At 57.2% G+C, this 16787-nt stretch carries 17 protein-coding genes; 6 read left to right on the forward strand and 11 right to left on the reverse strand.

Annotation, left to right across the window (positions count from 1 at the left end; genetic code table 11):
- Window positions 1-10: 10 nt before the first annotated feature.
- The 5 genes from GOX66_RS05555 to GOX66_RS05575 all read right to left on the reverse strand — a co-directional run bounded on the left by GOX66_RS05555 (window position 11) and on the right by GOX66_RS05575 (window position 4812).
- Window positions 11-412, reverse strand: coding sequence for a hypothetical protein (locus tag GOX66_RS05555; protein WP_170760422.1), 402 nt, complete (start codon window positions 410-412; stop codon window positions 11-13).
- A gap of 98 nt (window positions 413-510) precedes the next feature.
- Window positions 511-1383, reverse strand: coding sequence for a 3-hydroxyisobutyrate dehydrogenase (gene mmsB, locus GOX66_RS05560; protein WP_170760424.1), 873 nt, complete (start codon window positions 1381-1383; stop codon window positions 511-513).
- A gap of 3 nt (window positions 1384-1386) precedes the next feature.
- Window positions 1387-2427: an enoyl-CoA hydratase/isomerase family protein gene (locus tag GOX66_RS05565; RefSeq protein WP_170760426.1), complete on the reverse strand. Its 1041-nt coding sequence runs from the start codon at window positions 2425-2427 to the stop codon at window positions 1387-1389.
- Window positions 2428-2434: 7 nt separating this feature from the next.
- The gene (locus GOX66_RS05570; protein WP_170760428.1) at window positions 2435-3577 is read right to left on the reverse strand and encodes an acyl-CoA dehydrogenase family protein; all 1143 of its coding nucleotides are present in this window, start codon (window positions 3575-3577) and stop codon (window positions 2435-2437) included.
- 119 nt (window positions 3578-3696) lie between these two features.
- Window positions 3697-4812, reverse strand: a complete 1116-nt coding sequence (locus GOX66_RS05575) for a carboxylate-amine ligase (RefSeq protein ID WP_170760430.1) — start codon at window positions 4810-4812, stop codon at window positions 3697-3699.
- Window positions 4813-4950: 138 nt separating this feature from the next.
- On the opposite strand from GOX66_RS05575, the gene GOX66_RS05580 reads away from it, so the two are divergent.
- The gene (locus GOX66_RS05580) at window positions 4951-5802 is read left to right on the forward strand and encodes a class I SAM-dependent methyltransferase (RefSeq protein WP_170760433.1); all 852 of its coding nucleotides are present in this window, start codon (window positions 4951-4953) and stop codon (window positions 5800-5802) included.
- 71 nt (window positions 5803-5873) lie between these two features.
- A complete protein-coding gene (locus GOX66_RS05585) occupies window positions 5874-6350 on the forward strand; it encodes a fasciclin domain-containing protein (protein ID WP_170760435.1) in 477 nt (158 codons plus the stop codon).
- Between the two features lie 53 nt (window positions 6351-6403).
- Here GOX66_RS05585 and GOX66_RS05590 read toward each other — a convergent pair whose 3' ends face one another.
- Complete coding sequence (locus tag GOX66_RS05590) at window positions 6404-6991, reverse strand: L,D-transpeptidase (protein WP_170760749.1); 588 nt, start codon at window positions 6989-6991, stop codon at window positions 6404-6406.
- A gap of 209 nt (window positions 6992-7200) precedes the next feature.
- Window positions 7201-8700, reverse strand: coding sequence for a CoA-acylating methylmalonate-semialdehyde dehydrogenase (locus GOX66_RS05595; RefSeq protein ID WP_170760438.1), 1500 nt, complete (start codon window positions 8698-8700; stop codon window positions 7201-7203).
- A gap of 103 nt (window positions 8701-8803) precedes the next feature.
- Here GOX66_RS05595 and GOX66_RS05600 point away from each other — a divergent pair, with 103 nt between their 5' ends.
- The 3 genes from GOX66_RS05600 (at window position 8804) to coaD (ending at window position 10781) form a co-directional block, all read left to right on the forward strand.
- Window positions 8804-9706, forward strand: a complete 903-nt coding sequence (locus tag GOX66_RS05600; protein WP_170760440.1) for a LysR substrate-binding domain-containing protein — start codon at window positions 8804-8806, stop codon at window positions 9704-9706.
- A 60-nt stretch (window positions 9707-9766) separates the two neighbouring features.
- Window positions 9767-10204 carry a CBS domain-containing protein gene (locus tag GOX66_RS05605; RefSeq protein ID WP_170760442.1) on the forward strand — a complete coding sequence of 146 codons (438 nt, stop codon included), beginning with the start codon at window positions 9767-9769 and terminating at the stop codon, window positions 10202-10204.
- 85 nt (window positions 10205-10289) lie between these two features.
- The gene (gene coaD / locus GOX66_RS05610; RefSeq protein ID WP_170760444.1) at window positions 10290-10781 is read left to right on the forward strand and encodes a pantetheine-phosphate adenylyltransferase; all 492 of its coding nucleotides are present in this window, start codon (window positions 10290-10292) and stop codon (window positions 10779-10781) included.
- On the opposite strand, the gene gap (GOX66_RS05615) is transcribed toward coaD, so the two are convergent.
- The 3 genes from gap (GOX66_RS05615) to gap (GOX66_RS05625) all read right to left on the reverse strand — a co-directional run bounded on the left by gap (GOX66_RS05615) (window position 10773) and on the right by gap (GOX66_RS05625) (window position 13076).
- Window positions 10773-11777 carry a type I glyceraldehyde-3-phosphate dehydrogenase gene (gap, locus tag GOX66_RS05615; RefSeq protein ID WP_170760446.1) on the reverse strand — a complete coding sequence of 335 codons (1005 nt, stop codon included), beginning with the start codon at window positions 11775-11777 and terminating at the stop codon, window positions 10773-10775. The genes coaD and gap (GOX66_RS05615) overlap by 9 nt on opposite strands.
- A gap of 82 nt (window positions 11778-11859) precedes the next feature.
- Window positions 11860-12003, reverse strand: a complete 144-nt coding sequence (locus tag GOX66_RS05620; protein WP_170760448.1) for a hypothetical protein — start codon at window positions 12001-12003, stop codon at window positions 11860-11862.
- A gap of 71 nt (window positions 12004-12074) precedes the next feature.
- On the reverse strand, window positions 12075-13076 hold the full coding sequence (gap, locus tag GOX66_RS05625) for a type I glyceraldehyde-3-phosphate dehydrogenase (protein ID WP_170760450.1): 1002 nt from the start codon (window positions 13074-13076) through the stop codon (window positions 12075-12077).
- A 181-nt stretch (window positions 13077-13257) separates the two neighbouring features.
- Here gap (GOX66_RS05625) and GOX66_RS05630 point away from each other — a divergent pair, with 181 nt between their 5' ends.
- Window positions 13258-14229 (forward strand): DUF808 domain-containing protein, encoded by a 972-nt coding sequence (locus GOX66_RS05630; protein ID WP_170760452.1) that lies wholly within the window; start codon window positions 13258-13260, stop codon window positions 14227-14229.
- 479 nt (window positions 14230-14708) lie between these two features.
- On the opposite strand, the gene tkt is transcribed toward GOX66_RS05630, so the two are convergent.
- Complete coding sequence (gene tkt, locus GOX66_RS05635) at window positions 14709-16733, reverse strand: transketolase (protein ID WP_170760454.1); 2025 nt, start codon at window positions 16731-16733, stop codon at window positions 14709-14711.
- Window positions 16734-16787: the final 54 nt, after the last annotated feature.

Raw genomic sequence — 16787 nt, forward strand, 5'->3', positions numbered from 1 at the left:
TGGCTGGCTGTTAATATAGAATGTCAGCCACTGCACCAATCAGGTTCAGAACCTTTTGCGTGTCGGGGTCAACGCGATAGACGTAATCCCCCGCGCGGACATAATAACCGTCCCGCCGCAGGCCATAACGGTAGGGGTCATTGATCCAGCGATAGTCGCGGGTGATGTAATCGCCTTTGTTGTACAGTTTCTTCGCCTGGCCTGGCGGTACGCACGGCACTGCTTTTTTTGCCAGGCCGGGCGGGCAGTGACCCGCCTTGCCTTGGACGACTACGTTGGTTTCTGGCGCTACCCGGAACACTTTGTCGACTTTTTGGTTCTTTCCATTGCCCTTGCCGTTTCCAGCCATAGCTGTGGCAGGGGTGATGGCAATCGCCAGCATCGTCATCATAACAACCAGAGTTCGCGACATCGTATTTCCCTTAACGTACCCACTTAATTTCAGAAATAGATGGCTGTAGGCTGACCGCTGGTCAACCCCGTGGGCGGTATGCCGCCCACGGCGCGCGTTCACTCGCGTCCGCGCTTTTCGAACCGAGGTAACATGGCCGAGAAATCCTTGCCCAATCCGCCTTCGCTTTCGACGAATTGCTCATAAAGCGCAGTTGCAGCCTGTCCCATGGGTGTGTCGGCGTCCGAACTTTCGGCGGCCTGCTGACTCAATCGTAAGTCTTTCAGCATCAATTCCGCCGCAAAGCCGGGCTGGTACCCGTTGTCTGCAGGGCTGTCCGGTCCGACGCCCGGGGCAGGGCAGTAGGCGTTCATCGTCCAGCTGTAACCCGAGGACGTGCTGACCACGTCAAACATCTTTTGACGGTCCAGCCCAAGTTTGTCGGCCAGCGCGAAGGCTTCGCAGGTTGCGATCATGGTGACGCCCAAAATCATGTTGTTGCAGATCTTGGCGGCCTGACCGGCACCGGACTCGCCACAATGAACGGCCTTCTGACCCATGATGTCGAATAGCGGGGCGGCTTTGGCGAACGCAGTGTCGCTTCCGCCGGCCATGAAGGTGAGGGTTCCGGCAGCTGCACCGCCGATGCCGCCCGAAACTGGAGCGTCGACCGCAAGGATGCCTGCCTCTTTCGATTGATCCGCAACGGCCCGGGCGCTGTCGACATCGACGGTCGAGCAGTCGATCCAAACCGATCCGGCCTGCATGGCAGGAACAACCTCATCTGCGACAGCACGCAAGATATTCCCGTTCGGCAGCATCGTAATCACGATTTCGGCGCCTGAGGCGGCCTCGGCACCGGACCCGGCCATGGTGACACCCGGAACATCGACATCGGCCATGTCAAAGCCTGTTACCTCATGTCCGGCCTTGGCCAGGTTAGCCGCCATCGGATTGCCCATGTTCCCAAGGCCGATAAAACCGATTTTCATGTCCTACTCCTCCTCGAATGTCAGTGTGTCTGTGCACAGAGGCTGCAACATCTTTGAAACCGCTACCGTCGGCACCGATTGGTCAGCAAACTGCCAGCGCGGATTGCGGTCCTTGTCGATGATCTGAGCGCGAATACCTTCCAGAAAATCACCATGCTCCATGGCTCGGAAAGTATAGCGGTACTCCAGCTCCAACGCTTTGCGCAGTGTCAGGCTCGGGCCGCGAAGCCGGTGCAGTATTTCAACCGTGCAGGCCATGGATAGTGGTGAATTGCGTCCCATCTGCTTCATTGCCGCAGAGGACGTATCCTGATCAGAGTGGCGCAGAGCATTCAGTATGTCCCCCAATGTTTCGCCGTCAAACAGGACGTCAATTTCGGCCTGCAGTTCTCGCAGTTCGCTATCGGGCGGAGTCGTGGAATGCTGCTCCAGAATTTCAACATTGCCTGACACTTCGAGCATTTCGATCAGATCGGCCCATTGCTCGATTGGGATGAAGCGATCAGCGAAACCGGCAAAAATGGCATCTCCGGGACCCATGCGATGACCAGTGGTTCCCAGATATTCACCCAGCCGACCGGGCGCCAACGCCAGCATCAAAGTGCTTCCGACATCCGGCACCAGACCGATCGAGCATTCTGGCAGAGCGATTTGTGAGTTTTCACCGACAACGCGATGGCTGCCGTGGCAGCCAATGCCCACGCCTCCGCCCATCGTAAAGCCCTGCAGAAAACTGACAACAGGTTTGGGGTATTCAAAGATCAGTGCGTTCAGCCGGTATTCGTCGCGCCAAAAGGTACGACCGAACTCATAGTCTCCTTTAATGCCAGTTGCATAGAGCTGAGCGATGTCGCCACCCGCGCAAAAGGCTTTTTCACCTTCGGCGTCAAAGATGACCAAATCCACCGCATCGTCCTCGCGCCAATTGCGCAGAGCAGTATCGATGGCCATGCACATGTCATAGGTCATCGCGTTCAGCGCCTTGGGCCGCGTCATCGTGATGCGTCCGGCGCGTCCCGTGATGCGAATGTCTATTTCAGGCATTGGGACCTCAGCGATCTGCGAGCATTTGGCGAGCAACAATGACACGCATGATTTCGTTCGTACCTTCCAGAATCTGGTGCACACGCAGGTCGCGGACAAGCTTTTCAATGCCGTAATCCGCAAGATAGCCGTAGCCACCATGCAGTTGCAGGCACTGATCGACCACTTTCGAGCCTGTCTCGGTCACGAATTTCTTGGCCATGGCGCAGAACTTGGTGGCATCGGGTGCGCCCTGATCCAGTTTCCAGGCGGCCTGGCGCAGGAATGTGCGGGCGGCCTGAAGCTCGATCTCCATATCGGCGAGCCGGAATTGCAGCGCCTGAAACTGGTCGATGGATTGCCCAAAGGCCTTACGTTCCGACATGTATTGCAGCGTCATGTTCAGCCCGGCTTGTGCGGCACCCAATGAGCAGGACGCGATATTCAATCGACCACCATCCAGACCCTTCATCGCGTATTTGAATCCGTCGCCCTCGACGCCTACAAGGTTACGCGAAGGTATTTTGCAATCATCGAATTGCACCTGCGCCGTGGGCTGGCTTTTCCAACCCATCTTTTGTTCCAGCGCGCCAAAGCTTAGGCCGTGTGTACCATCCTCGACATATACGGTTGAGATACCCTTGGGGCCGTCCTGACCGGTGCGAACCATACACACATATGCATCCGAATAGCCGCCACCAGAGATAAAAGCCTTGGTCCCGTTCAGCGTGTAGCCCTCGTTCGTGCGATCCGCGCGGGTTTTCAGCGCGGCCGCATCTGAGCCCGAACCGGGCTCGGTCAGGCAATAGCTGAGGACCGTATTCAGGCTCAGCACATCGGGCATAATTCGAGATTTCAGATCGTCACTTGCGAAACTGTCCAGCATCTTGGCGCACATGTTGTGGATCGACAGGAACGCTGCGACCGAAGGGCAGGCCATCGACAGGGCCTCGAACACCAGCGTTGCGTCCAGACGGCTCAGGCCCGACCCGCCGCTGTCTTCCGAAACGTAAAGCCCGCCGAATCCCAGCTCGCCAATGCGCGGCCAGAGGTCCTTGGGAATGGTGCCTTCGGCCTCCCATTGCCGGGCGTAAGGGGCGATGTTTTCCTGACCGAAATCATACGCCATGTCGAAGATTGCGGTTTGCTCTTCTGTTGGTGCAAAATCCAAGGCTTGCCTCCCACGCTGCCAAATGAATTGAACGAGTGTTTATTTCTCAATTCTTACAGAAATTTTGCACAGGCAGCAATCTTTGGAGTGCGACGTTCTCCCATGGTTAAATGCAATTCTCAAAGATCAGCGTGGTATTCTTCGATCAGGTGCTGAACTACAGCTTTGCCCGGATCTTCTCCCTTTGCCGCGGCCTCGGCATGGACGCGGCGTTGACGGGTGGCTGAGGTTCCGTTTTGTGCGATCTGCTGCAGGCGCGCCAGTTCGGTCATGGTTCCCATCGCCTCGGCGTCTTCGGCGAGCATTCCCATCAATTCGCCCATCAGTTCGGTCATCGGTTTAATCGAACGATCGCCAAAGTCGATCAGGCCTTCGCCTACGCCATAACGCTGCGCCCGCCAGCGGTTTTCGCCAATGAGGAACTGATCATAATGGCGCCACCTCAGGTTCCGATCCTTCAGGCGGCAAAGCATGCGCGTCAAAGCCTGAACCAAAGCGGCCAATGACAGCGTATGTTCCAGCCTCGGCTGCACGTCCATTATGCGGGTTTCGAGTGTCGGGAACTGATGCGACGGTCGCAGATCCCACCAGATTTTCGTCGTGTCCTCGATCACCCCAAGCTCGACCAGAATGCCGGTTGTGCGTTCGTAGTCAGACCAACTGGCCAGAACTGGCGGCAATCCCGTCCGTGGCAGGTTGTCAAAGACCGTCAGACGGTAAGAAGACAGCCCCGTATCCTCGCCATTCCAATAAGGGGAAGAGGTCGACAGCGCCAGAAGGTGGGGCAGGAAGTACGAAAACTGCGGCATCAGATCGGCGCGCAAGGCCGGGTCTTCGACACCGACATGAACGTGCATTCCGCAAATCAGCATGCGGCGCGCGACTCCACCCAAAGCGTGTTGTAGCGCGTCATAGCGGTCTTTTCGGGTGTGATGTTGCTTTTTCCAATCTGCAAAGGGGTGACATGAAACGGCAATTGGGGCGAGGTTGTATTCGGCCGCCCGTTCCGCCACGCAGGACCGCAGACGCTTCAGGTCTTCGCGTGCAGACTTAACTGTTGTGTGGGGCCGGGTGCCGACCTCGATCTGGCATTGCAGGAATTCGGGGCTGACCTGTCCTTCGAAGTCAGCCTGACAGGCTTCCATCAAGGCGGCCGGCGCTTCGGCGAGTTGCAGGCTGTCGCGATCGACCAGCAAATACTCTTCTTCGATGCCCAGCGTATATTCCTGCTGCATGGCGGACCTCGTGTTGTATTTCGGAACAGTGAATACGGATTTTTGCTTTTTGCCAAGTGTTTGCCTGTCGGGTTCTTGCAGAGCCCCCATCGGCAGCGCTAAGGAACGGGGCAGGTTAGTCCCATCCGGAGCGCTCATGTGAAACCCAGGAAATTCCCACGGCTCAATGCCGCTCTTGACCGGTTTGGTGTGAAACTGATCGACAAAGTGACCGAGAGGGATGAGCGCGCCCGGCTTGAGGCTTTTGAACAATCAGGGGGGCTGGCACGGCCGGCTTACGCTTTGTCTCCGGGGATGGAAGGGTTCGATATTGGGCCGTTGGTTCAGGAATACGGTCAATACGCGGATTCTTTGGCGGCGCTGAAAGATCCCAGCCGGAACCAGACCGGTTATCGTATCGGAAACGGGTACTACGATAGCCCCGACGCAGATGCGTTGTATCTGATGATCCGGCGTTACAAACCCAGGCGTGTAATCGAGGTTGGCTGCGGAAATTCGACCCGCGTGACACGCCAGGCAATCATCGACGGCGGACTTGAGACAACGATCACTGCGGTTGATCCATATCCACGCGCAGACATCGCCCATGTCGTCGATCAGTTCGAGCAAAAACGGCTGGAAGAAGTCGATCCGGCGCTTTTCGAAAAACTTGAAGCTGGCGATGTCTTGTTCATCGACTCCAGCCATGTTGTCCGCATGAGCAACGATGTGGCGCATCTGTTCTGCCGGATCATCCCGGCGCTGAAACCGGGCGTCGTTATCCACGTGCACGATGTTTTTCTGCCCTACGAATACCCCAAGCGGTTTTTCTACGACTGCCCAGGCTGGGGAGAGCAGTACATGCTGCACGCTTTGCTGCAATCTGGTGCATATTCAATGCTTTGGCCCGGATATTACCTTCAGCAGGATCGCCCTGATGCGGTCGATTCATTGCCGTTCCTGAAAGAGGGCCGGGCGCAGAGTATTTGGGTTCAGGTCAAAGAAAATTGATTTCCAAGTGATCCGAGGCGGCTGAGCCCCCGTACCCCTTTCCATAACAAGCTGGAGAGGAGAAGACAGCCATGTTTCGCCGTACATTCATGGGCGCTGCCGCCGCACTTGCACTTGCTTTGCCTGTTAAGGCTCAGGCCGCGGATATTGTGGACACCGCCGTTTCGGCCGGGTCTTTCAATACGCTGGTCGCCGCCGTTCAGGCCGCAGGTCTGGTCGATACGTTGAAGGGCGACGGTCCGTTTACCGTATTTGCGCCGACTGATGAGGCGTTCGCGGCGTTGCCTGAAGGTACGGTGGAAACGTTGCTTCTGCCCGAAAACAAAGCGCAATTGGTCGAGATTTTGACGTATCACGTGGTTCCGGCCAAGGTCATGTCGGGTGACATCGCCGGTAAGCGTGCCAAGGTTCTGACCGTGCAGGGCGACCGTCTCAGTGTGAACGCGAAGAACGGTGTGAAGGTAAATGGTGCCGAAGTAGTTCAGGCGGATATCGAAGCCAGCAACGGCGTCATCCACGTAGTCGACGCGGTGATTCTTCCGGAATAAGCGCTATTTCATAGATCAAAAAGCCCCGGTCCATTTGGCCGGGGCTTTGTTCGTCAGACTAACCTGACCTGTGTTCCGATTTGCACCAGAGGATACAATTCCTCGACATGCTGATTGTAAAGGCCGATGCAGCCGGAAGAGCTTTGACGTCCGATTTTCCGCGTGTCATGCGTGCCGTGCACCAGATAGGCGGGCCAGTCCAAATACATGGCGCGCGTGCCAAGCGGGTTGCCGGGATCGCCACCTTCCATCCGCACGGGCAACGACGGGTCACGTTCACGCATAGACGAAGTCGGAGTCCAGCTTGGGTTCTCGGTCTTGCGCACGACCTTGGTATAGCCGCGTTTGGTCAGTTCTTCGCTCATGGGAACCGAGCTGGGGTATAGCTTGTAAGTTCCATCTGGCCCCCAATAGTGGACAGCGCGGCTGGTAATATCGGCTAACAGACAGCCAACACCCAACTCATCAAAGTGGTCCTGCCAGTTCTGCTGTGAGAATGAGGAAACGTTGCGGCGTACCGGCAGCTGAGTGCTGATCGCTTCTTCATCCAGCGGGAAAGCGTCGGTGCTTTGTTGTGCACGCAAAACGGCAGGCGTCGCCAGAAGCGACGCTGCGCCCAACAAGGCAGAGCGGCGGGTCATGCGGGGATTTGACAAATTGGCCTCCGGTTCAGGAACTGCTCGAGCAATAATTTGCTGCTAAATTATTGACCGTGGACCTGATTTTCTAGGGCTCAGCGACTGAATTTATCGTGAAGCGGCCAAAAAGGATCAGAATTGGCGGTGCATTGCCGAAAAAACCCGGCCTGAGACAGGCCGGGCTGATTGGTGCCACTGGTCCGGTGTTCGGATCAGTCCATTGCTTTGAAGTTGAACTCGCCGCCTTCCTTGATCCCGGACGGCCAGCGCGCCGTTACTGTCTTGGTGCGGGTGTAGAACTTGAAGCTGTCCGGGCCATGCTGGTTCAGGTCGCCAAACATGGATTTCTTCCACCCACCGAAGGTGTGGTAGGCCAGCGGAACCGGGATCGGTACGTTGATCCCGATCATGCCGATGTTTACACGGCTCGCGAAATCACGTGCGGTATCGCCATCACGGGTAAAGATCGCGGTGCCGTTGCCGTACTCATGGTCCATGGCCAGCTTCAGCGCTTCTTCATAGGAACCTGCGCGAACGGTTGACAGAACCGGACCGAAGATCTCCTGCTTGTAGATGTCCATGTCAGGGGTCACGTTGTCGAACAGGTGCGGGCCGACAAAGAAGCCGTCCTCATAGCCCTGCAGGCTGAAATCACGGTTGTCGACGACCAGTTTCGCGCCTTGCTCCACGCCCGAGTTGATCAGGCCCAGAATGCGCTCTTTCGCAGCGCTGGTTACGACAGGACCCATGTCCACGTCGTCGCCTGCTGTGTACGGACCAACCTTCAGCTTTTCAACGCGTGGGATCAGTTTTTCGATAAGCGCGTCGGCGGTTTCCTCGCCCACGGGAACGGCGACCGAAATGGCCATGCAACGTTCACCAGCAGCACCGAAACCTGCACCGACCAACGCGTCGGCGGCCTGATCCAGATCCGCATCCGGCATGACGATCATATGGTTTTTCGCGCCGCCAAAGCACTGCGCGCGCTTACCGTTCGCGGTGGCACGCGAATAGATGTATTGCGCGATCGGGGTCGATCCCACAAAGGACACGCCCTGAATGATTTCGCTGTCCAGCAGAGTGTCCACGGCTTCTTTGTCGCCATTGACGACCTGGAAGACACCTTTGGGCAGACCGGCCTCGACGAACAATTCGGCCAGCATCAGCGGAACCGAGGGGTCACGCTCGGACGGCTTAAGCACCACGGCGTTGCCGCAGGCTAACGCCGGGCCGACATGCCACAACGGCATCATGGCCGGGAAGTTGAAGGGCATGATCGAAGCGACGACACCCAGCGGCTGGCGCATGGAATACATGTCGATGCCAGGGCCTGCGCTGTCGGTGAACTCGCCTTTCAGCATCTGAGGCGCGCCGATGCAGTATTCGATCACTTCCAGACCGCGCTGCAGGTCGCCCTTGGCGTCGGGGATGGTTTTGCCGTGCTCACGGCTTAATGCCTCGGCCAGCTCGTCCATGTCGCGATTCATCAACGCGACCATTTTCATCATGACGCGTGCGCGTTTCTGCGGGTTGGTCGCGCCCCATGCGGGCTGAGCGGCGGCCGCGTCTTCGATGGCGACCGTGGTTTCAGCCACGCTTGCCATCGGGCATTTATACTGTACTTCACCCGTTGCCGGGTTGAAAATATCGTCGAAACGTCCGGACGCGCCAGCAACGTTTTCACCGTTGATGAAATGGGTCAGTTCGGTCATGGCCAATTCCTCCATTGATTTTGGGCGCAGAATAGGCTTGCAAAATTCACATGAACAGAGGCAATGTCTCAAAGGAGTTTTGCAAAAATGCAAAGGGCAAGGCGTGGCGACAAACTGGGATGACATGCGTGTTTTTCTGGCCGTTGCACGGGAAGAGAGTCTGTCGGCTGCCGGGCGTATTCTCAAGATCGACCCCGCAACAGTAGGGCGCAGGATTGCGCGGCTTGAAGCCTCGCTAGATGCGCCGCTATTTACCAAATCGCAGCAAGGCTATGTACTGACCTCTGCTGGCGAACGCCTGCTGGACCACGGATTAAAAGCTGAAGAGGCCATGCGTTCGGCTACGGGCGCGCTGGCGGGGTCGTCCAAAACGCTCAGCGGGCAAATCAGGATAGGGGCCCCTGACGGCAGCGCCAATTACCTTTTGCCGCAAGTTTGCGCAAAAATCAGCGACGCCAATCCCGATCTGGACATCCAGATTCTCGCCTTGCCGCGGGTCATTAACCTGTCCCGGCGCGAGGCCGATATGGCCGTGACAGTCAGTGCGCCAACGGCAGGGCGAGTGCTGGTTCAGAAGATCAGCGACTACAGGCTACATCTGGTTGCAACTCAGGACTATCTGAACTCGCATGATCCGATCCGGACGGTCGCTGACCTGAAAGGCCACCGGGTGATTGGTTACATACCGGATATGATCTTTGACCGCGAGCTGGATTATCTCGTTGATATCGGTGTTGACCGTGTCGCACTTGCATCGAACTCTGTCTCAGTCCAGCTGCGGCAGGTTGTGCAAGGGTCGGGTATATGTGTGGCGCATGACTTTACGCTGCCATTTCATCCAAACCTAAAGAAAATCCTGACGGATCAGGTGAGTCTGACCCGGAGTTTCCACCTGGTGCGACACCAGGGCGACCAACGGAACGAGCGCCTGAATCGCTTTGCTCAGGCTCTTAGTCTGGGCATTCGCGAAGAGGTTGAGCGGCTTGAGGCCCAAGCTTCATCTTGACAGGCCCAGACATTCCGGCAACGCTTTGGAAAACAGGTAATTATTTCGGAGGATACGCTTATGCTTGTTCAGGCTATTCTGAATTCCAAGGCCACCGGAGGTGTTGAAACGGTTACCCCGTCGGTCACCGTGTCCGAGGCAGCGAAAATCCTGGCGGAAAAGCGGATCGGGACAGTTGTGGTGTCCGAGGATAACGGCCAGACGGCCTCAGGCATTCTGTCCGAGCGCGATATCGTGCGGGAACTTGCAGCAAATGGCAGTGCCTGCCTGACGCAACCCGTCAGCGCATATATGACTCGCAATCTCGAAACGGCGACAAAACAGGACACAGTTCAGGATATCATGTCACGCATGACCGAAGGTCGCTTTCGCCACATGCCGATTATCGAAGATGGCAAGCTGATTGGCATCGTGACACTGGGTGACGTCGTCAAGGCGCAGCTGACAGAGCTGGCTATGGAAAAAGACGCTTTGCAAGGCATGATAATGGGGCATTGATACGCCTCGCCCCTAATGCCGCCCCTTGCACCTGCGGCAAAGTTATGTTTGCTTGCGCAGAAATTTTGTTGCGCAGGAGGCCGCGATGAGGGTTGGATTATATCCCGGAACATTTGATCCGATCACGCTGGGTCATATCGACATCATACGCCGCGCCTCAGCTCTGGTGGACAAGCTTGTCATCGGCGTGGCCATCAACCGTGACAAAGGGCCTTTGTTTTCTCTGGAAGAACGCGTCGAGATGATTGAGGCAGAATGCGCCCATCTGACCCAGCAGACCGGAACGGAAATCGTAGCCCATCCCTTTGAGAACCTGCTGATTGACTGTGCACGTGACGTAGGTGCGCAAATCATTGTGCGCGGACTGCGGGCTGTGGCGGATTTTGAATATGAATTCCAGATGGTTGGAATGAACCGGGCCCTCGACGATTCGATAGAGACCGTATTCCTGATGGCCGAAGCCCGGCATCAGGCCATCGCCTCGAAACTGGTAAAGGAAATCGCGCGGTTGAATGGGGACGTGTCGAAATTCGTCACGCCCCGCATCAATACTGCGCTTAAAGAACGGTTAGGCTAAGGCACCCATCGCCGCCGCCGTATCCAGCATCCGGTTCGAGAAACCCCATTCGTTATCGTACCACGCCAATACGCGGACCAATGTGCCGTCGGTGACGTTTGTTTCGGGCAGCGACACGGTCGAGCTGTGGGAGTCGTGGTTGAAATCCACCGAGATCAGCGGCCGGTTCTCGGCTGCCAGAACGCCGGGGATCCTGGCTGCGGCCTCGACAAACAGGGCGTTTACCTCTTCTTCGGTCGTCGGGCGCGAAACCTCGGCCACCAGATCAACAACGGAGACATTGGGGGTTGGAACCCGAATGGCCTGACCGGTCAGTTTGCCAGCCAGTTGCGGCAGCACGAGACCAACCGCCGAGGCTGCTCCGGTTGTGGTTGGGATCATCGACAGAGCGGCCGCACGCGACAGGTACGGGTCCTTTCCGGCCGTGTCGTGGGCGGGTTGGCTGGCGGTATAGGCGTGAATGGTGGTCATATTGCCGTGCACGATGCCAAGCCCCGCATCCAATGCCGCCGCGACCGGAGACAGACTGTTGGTGGTGCAGGAGGCGTTGGAAACGACCGTATCATCTGCCGTCAGTTCGTGTTCGTTGACACCAAAAACTACTGTTCTTACCGCTCCATCACCGCGGGCAGGGGCCGAGATCAGAACTTTTTTCGAACCGTTTTCAAAGTGGCGGGATGCGGTTTCACGTGTACGGAACACTCCGGTGCACTCAAGTACAACATCCACATCTGACCAGTTCAGCATTTCCGGCTCACGCTCGCTGGTCAGGCGGATCGGGCCTGCGCCCACGTCCAGACCCGCGTCGGTCAGGTTCACCGGATTGTTGTAGCGCCCATGCACGCTGTCGAACTCAAACAGATGCGCGTTCATTTCCGGTTTGGCCAGATCATTGACGGCTACAATTTCTACATCCGTGCGGCCGGTCTCCATGGCGGCCCGCAGAACACCGCGTCCGATCCGTCCAAATCCGTTGATTGCCAACTTGAGTGCCATGTTCTGCTCCGTCCGGGTATCGGTTTGATAAAAGTTAGCGCTAACAACGCCAGATCAGCCGAAATGTCAAGCAAAACCTCTGTTACCGCCAGAAAGCGATCCAGTCCAAAAAGGCGTAGAGCTTTTTACCGAGGAAAACCAAATGGTCGGGGCCAAAGACGGCATAGTCAGTGATCACCCCACCAAGGATCAAAAGGCCGAGCCATATAGCAATTTGATTGGTCATAGTGGCCCCGAACGAAAACGCCCGCCCAGATAACCTGAGCGGGCGAAAAGGTTCAAGAATTCAAACCGATCTTAGTTAAGCCGCCCCATGGCAACGGCTACGTCCGCCATGCGGACAGAGAAGCCCCATTCGTTGTCATACCAGGCCAGAACACGGACCATACGGTTGTCGACTACACGGGTCTGATCCGGTGCAAAGATCGAGCTTTCCTCGGTGTGGTTGAAGTCGGTCGACACCAGCGGCGCAGGCTCGTAGCCCAGAACGCGCTGCATCGGGCCTTGTGCGGCTTCGCGCACGATTGCGTTCACTTCGTCAGCGGTGACGTCACGCGCGGCGCGGAAGGTCAGGTCTACGGCCGAGACATTCGGGGTCGGCACGCGGATGGCGGAACCATCAAGACGACCTTTGAGGTTGGGCAGAACTTCACCCAGCGCCTTCGCGGCGCCGGTCGAGGTCGGGATCATCGACATGGCCGCAGCACGGGCGCGGTACAGGTCGCTGTGGCGACGGTCCAGGGTCGGCTGGTCGCCGGTGTATGCGTGGATCGTGGTCATGATGCCGTGCTCGATACCGATGCCTTCGTCCAGAACCTTAGCAAGCGGAGCAAGGCAGTTCGTGGTGCATGAGCCGTTAGAAATCATCTTGTCTTCAGCGACCAGGCTGTTGTGGTTCACGCCATAGACGATGGTTTTGTCGACGTTTTTACCAGGGGCCGACAGCAGAACCTTTTGCGCGCCACGCTCAAGGTGTGTGTTGGCCTTCAGGCCGTCGTTGAATTTGCCGGTGCACTCCAGAACGACGTCGCAGCCATCCCAGTCCAGCTCGTTCATGTCATAGGTTGAGAACATCTCCATAGGGCCGCGGCCCAGATCCATGGTGTTGCCGTTGATGGCGACATCACGGGGAAAACGGCCATGGACGCTGTCATATTTCAGCAGATGCGCTGTTGTTTCCAATGGGCCGGTTGCGTTGACCTTGATCACTTCGATGTCGTTACGACCTGACGCGGCGATGTGCGACAGGGTGCAGCGGCCGATGCGGCCAAAACCATTGATACCGACCTTGATGGTCATTAGACGTCTCCAAATGCGCTTGCTTTGTGGGCCATATAGCGGTCAATGCGCTTTCTCAAAAGACCAAAAGTGACATATTTTTAACGTGTTAGCGCAAACCTGCGCCGATTGCGCTAACGCTTGCGCTAAGCGTCGGATCAGGTAGGGTCCGGTTGCGGCAGGTGAAAGGAAAGGAACCAGCATGAGCGGTCTTTTGGCGCTGTTGGATGATGTTGCAGGTATTGCCAAGGTTGCAGCGGCGTCGGTGGATGATGTGGTTGCTGCGGCAGGTAAAGCCGGGGCCAAGACTGCGGGAGTCATCATTGACGATGCGGCTGTCACGCCGAAATACGTTCAGGGATTCGCGCCCGCACGGGAATTGCCGATCATCTGGCGCATTGCGCGGGGATCGGTGTTCAACAAGATCGTCTTGCTGCTGCCTGTCGCTTTGCTGCTGGCAAATTTTGCGCCTTGGCTGATTACGCCGCTATTGATGCTCGGGGGGTCCTATTTATGCTTCGAGGGCGCGGAGAAGATATTTCACGTTCTGTTTCCCCATGGCAGTCACGCCATTGATGAGGATATGAGCGTCCGGGATCCCGGACATCTGGAAGAACAAAAGGTCAAAGGCGCGATTAAGACGGATTTCATCCTGTCGGCGGAAATCATGACCATAGCGCTGGCCGCGATTGAGGCACCGAACCTCTGGATGCAAGCCGCAACATTGGCGGTTGTTGGGATTGGTGTGACATTGGCGGTGTACGGTTCAGTCGCCTTAATCGTGAAAATGGACGACGTTGGCTTGTTTCTCGCCCAAAACGCGCCGACACCTGTCGGGCGTGGATTGGGGCGCGGGTTGGTCAAGGCGATGCCCGGGGTGATGAAAACTCTTTCCATTGTCGGGACCGCCGCGATGCTATGGGTCGGCGGATCGATCATCATTCACGGGATGGAGGTTCTGGGATTTGGCTGGCTGGGCCATCACATTCACGACTGGGCCTATGCGATCGGGCATTCAGTTTCAGAACAGTGGGCTGGCGCAGTTGAGTGGGTCATCAAAGCCGCAATGGATGGTGTCTTTGGGCTGGCCTGGGGGATGGTCCTGATACCTATTGCGACAAAGGTGATTGGGCCGGTTTTGCAATCAGAGTCTCAGAAAACTGATAGTCACTAGAAAAAAAGCGAAGAGAATTGAATACCAAGAACGCACCAATAATCAAAATTATCTCCGGGCCAAGCCCCACTGAGCAGGGTGTGAAAAATGCTGCAAGTGATGGATTGGGATCGGTAGTTTCTGCAATGAGCGCAGCAGCTGACCTGATGCCTTTTGATTCCAAGGAGTTATTCAGTGTATTGCACTTTCGCCTTCACACCGCACAGGAAGCGCAAAAGCGCAGTGGTTGGATAGGAGGGCGACTGTACAATCGCTTCACTGGCTAATCGACTGAATACATTCCGCTTTCTGGCGCGCACCTTGTGCAGACGTTTTCAGCGGCGGGGATTCAAGCACCCGACTTTGTTATCGCGAGAGGGCAATATGAGCTGCGTTTGGATTATGCCAAGCAAGCACATGACGCGTTGAAGAAACGATTTGAGGCGTGACAAAACAAAAGGGCGGCTAACGCCGCCCTTTGCTTGGGGTCTTGGTTGGACTTACAGGCCCAGCAGTTCCTTGACCTTGGCGACGGTCGCTTCGGCGGTGATGCCGAAATGCTTGTACAGCTCACCCGCCGGTGCAGAGGCACCAAATCCGGACATGCCAATGAAACCGGCCTTGGCTTCTCGCCCACGCTCGCCCAGCAGCCAGCGATCCCAGCCGCCGGCGCGAACTGCGGCTTCGATACCGACGCGAACGGCGCCCGCGGGCAGAACGCGTTTGCGATAGGCTTCGTCCTGCTCGGCGAAAAGTTCCATGCAGGGCATGGAGACGACGCGGGTGCCGATGCCTTCGGCTTCGAGCTTTGCCTTGGCTTCCATCGCGAGCGAAACCTCGGAACCGGTCGCGATCAGGATGGCCTGACGTTTGCCCTCGGCTTCGGCCAGAACATATGCACCTTGGGCGGTCAGGTTCTTGGTCTTGTGCTGGGTGCGAACGGTCGGCACGCCCTGACGGGTCAGCGACAGAACCGAGGGGCTGTCCTTGGAGGTCAGCGCCAGTTCCCATGCTTCGGCGGTCTCGATGGTGTCCGCGGGGCGGAAAACATAGGTGTTCGGCGTCGCGCGCGAAATCGCCAGATGCTCGACCGGCTGGTGGGTCGGGCCGTCTTCGCCCAGACCGATCGAGTCGTGGGTCATAACAAATACAGTGGGCACCTTCATCAGCGCGGCCAGTCGCATGGACGGGCGGGCATAGTCGGTGAAGGCCATGAAGGTACCGCCATAGGGGCGGATGCCACCGTGCAGCGCCATGCCGTTCATTGCGGCCGCCATGCCGTGTTCGCGGATACCGTAATGGATGTAACGGCCCTTGCGGTTTTCTGGCAGGAACACGCCCATGTCGGCGGATTTGGTGTTGTTCGATCCGGTCAGGTCTGCCGAACCTCCGACGGTCTCGGTCATGATCGGGTTGACGACGTTCAGGACCTTCTCAGACGAGGCGCGGGTTGCGAGCTTCGGCTGATCTTCCGACATCAGCTTTTTGAACGCACGGATGGCACCGGCCAGCTTTTTCGGGGCCTCAAACGCATAAGCGCGGTTGAACTCAGCCTGTTTGCGCTCGGACAGTTGCGCGAAACGCTCGTCCCAGGCCGCACGTTCGGCGGCACCACGGGCGCCGATGGCTTCCCACGCTTTTTTCACGTTTGCCGGAACTTCGAAGGCATCATGCGGCCATCCATAGCCGTCTTTTGCGGCCTTCAGCTGGCCTTGATCGGTCAGTGCTCCGTGGCCTTTCGAGGTATCCTGAGCGGCGTGACCCAAAGCAATGTGGCTTTCACACGCAATCATGGTCGGTTTGTGCGATGATTTCGCCTGTACAATAGCCGCGTCAATGGCCTTGGGGTCGTGGCCGTCGATCTCGATCACATGCCAGCCCGATGCCGCGAAACGGCGCACCTGATCGGTGCGGTCCGCCATATCAACGGTGCCGTCGATGGTGATGTTGTTGTTGTCCCAGAACACGATCAGCTTGCTCAGCTCGTGACGGCCTGCCAGAGTGATGGCCTCCTGGCTGACACCTTCCATCAGGCAGCCGTCGCCCGCAATCACATACGTGTAGTGATCGACGACCTTCTTGCCGTAATGCGCACGCTGAATCTCTTCCGCCATGGCGAAACCAACGGCGTTCGAGATACCCTGACCCAACGGGCCGGTGGTGGTCTCGATCCCCTCGACCAGAAAATTCTCCGGATGACCTGCGGTTTTTGCGCCCAGCTGGCGGAAATTCTTGATCTCGTCCAGCGTTACATCCGTGTGGCCTGTCAGATAAAGCAGCGAATAAACTAGCATCGAGCCGTGACCCGCCGACAGAATAAACCGGTCGCGGTCAGGCCAGTTGGGGGCCGACGCATCGAATTTCAGGTGCTTTTCGAACAGCACGGTCGCGACATCGGCCATGCCCATCGGCATGCCGGAATGGCCGGAATTGGCGGCGGCGACGGCGTCAAGGGTCAGGGTGCGGATGGCCGCAGCTTTGTCCCAGTGTTCGGGGTTTGCTTTGCGCAGCGCAGTCAGGTCCACGGGCGTTGTTCCTTTGGATTACAGGCAGATGAGGCGCTCAATACCATCCACCTT

It is taken from the genome of Ruegeria lacuscaerulensis (assembly GCF_013031245.1).
Taxonomy (GTDB): Bacteria; Pseudomonadota; Alphaproteobacteria; order Rhodobacterales; family Rhodobacteraceae; genus Ruegeria; species Ruegeria lacuscaerulensis_C.

What these genes read in the sequence shown, in the direction of transcription:
- GOX66_RS05555 (WP_170760422.1), bottom strand. Translation starts at nt 412, where the DNA reads ATGTCGCGAACTCTGGTTGTTATGATGACGATGCTGGCGATTGCCATC.
- mmsB (WP_170760424.1), bottom strand. Translation starts at nt 1,383, where the DNA reads ATGAAAATCGGTTTTATCGGCCTTGGGAACATGGGCAATCCGATGGCG.
- GOX66_RS05565 (WP_170760426.1), bottom strand. Translation starts at nt 2,427, where the DNA reads ATGCCTGAAATAGACATTCGCATCACGGGACGCGCCGGACGCATCACG.
- GOX66_RS05575 (WP_170760430.1), bottom strand. Translation starts at nt 4,812, where the DNA reads ATGCAGCAGGAATATACGCTGGGCATCGAAGAAGAGTATTTGCTGGTC.
- GOX66_RS05585 (WP_170760435.1), top strand. Translation starts at nt 5,874, where the DNA reads ATGTTTCGCCGTACATTCATGGGCGCTGCCGCCGCACTTGCACTTGCT.
- GOX66_RS05590 (WP_170760749.1), bottom strand. Translation starts at nt 6,991, where the DNA reads ATGACCCGCCGCTCTGCCTTGTTGGGCGCAGCGTCGCTTCTGGCGACG.
- GOX66_RS05595 (WP_170760438.1), bottom strand. Translation starts at nt 8,700, where the DNA reads ATGACCGAACTGACCCATTTCATCAACGGTGAAAACGTTGCTGGCGCG.
- GOX66_RS05605 (WP_170760442.1), top strand. Translation starts at nt 9,767, where the DNA reads ATGCTTGTTCAGGCTATTCTGAATTCCAAGGCCACCGGAGGTGTTGAA.
- coaD (WP_170760444.1), top strand. Translation starts at nt 10,290, where the DNA reads ATGAGGGTTGGATTATATCCCGGAACATTTGATCCGATCACGCTGGGT.
- gap (WP_170760446.1), bottom strand. Translation starts at nt 11,777, where the DNA reads ATGGCACTCAAGTTGGCAATCAACGGATTTGGACGGATCGGACGCGGT.
- GOX66_RS05620 (WP_170760448.1), bottom strand. Translation starts at nt 12,003, where the DNA reads ATGACCAATCAAATTGCTATATGGCTCGGCCTTTTGATCCTTGGTGGG.
- gap (WP_170760450.1), bottom strand. Translation starts at nt 13,076, where the DNA reads ATGACCATCAAGGTCGGTATCAATGGTTTTGGCCGCATCGGCCGCTGC.
- GOX66_RS05630 (WP_170760452.1), top strand. Translation starts at nt 13,258, where the DNA reads ATGAGCGGTCTTTTGGCGCTGTTGGATGATGTTGCAGGTATTGCCAAG.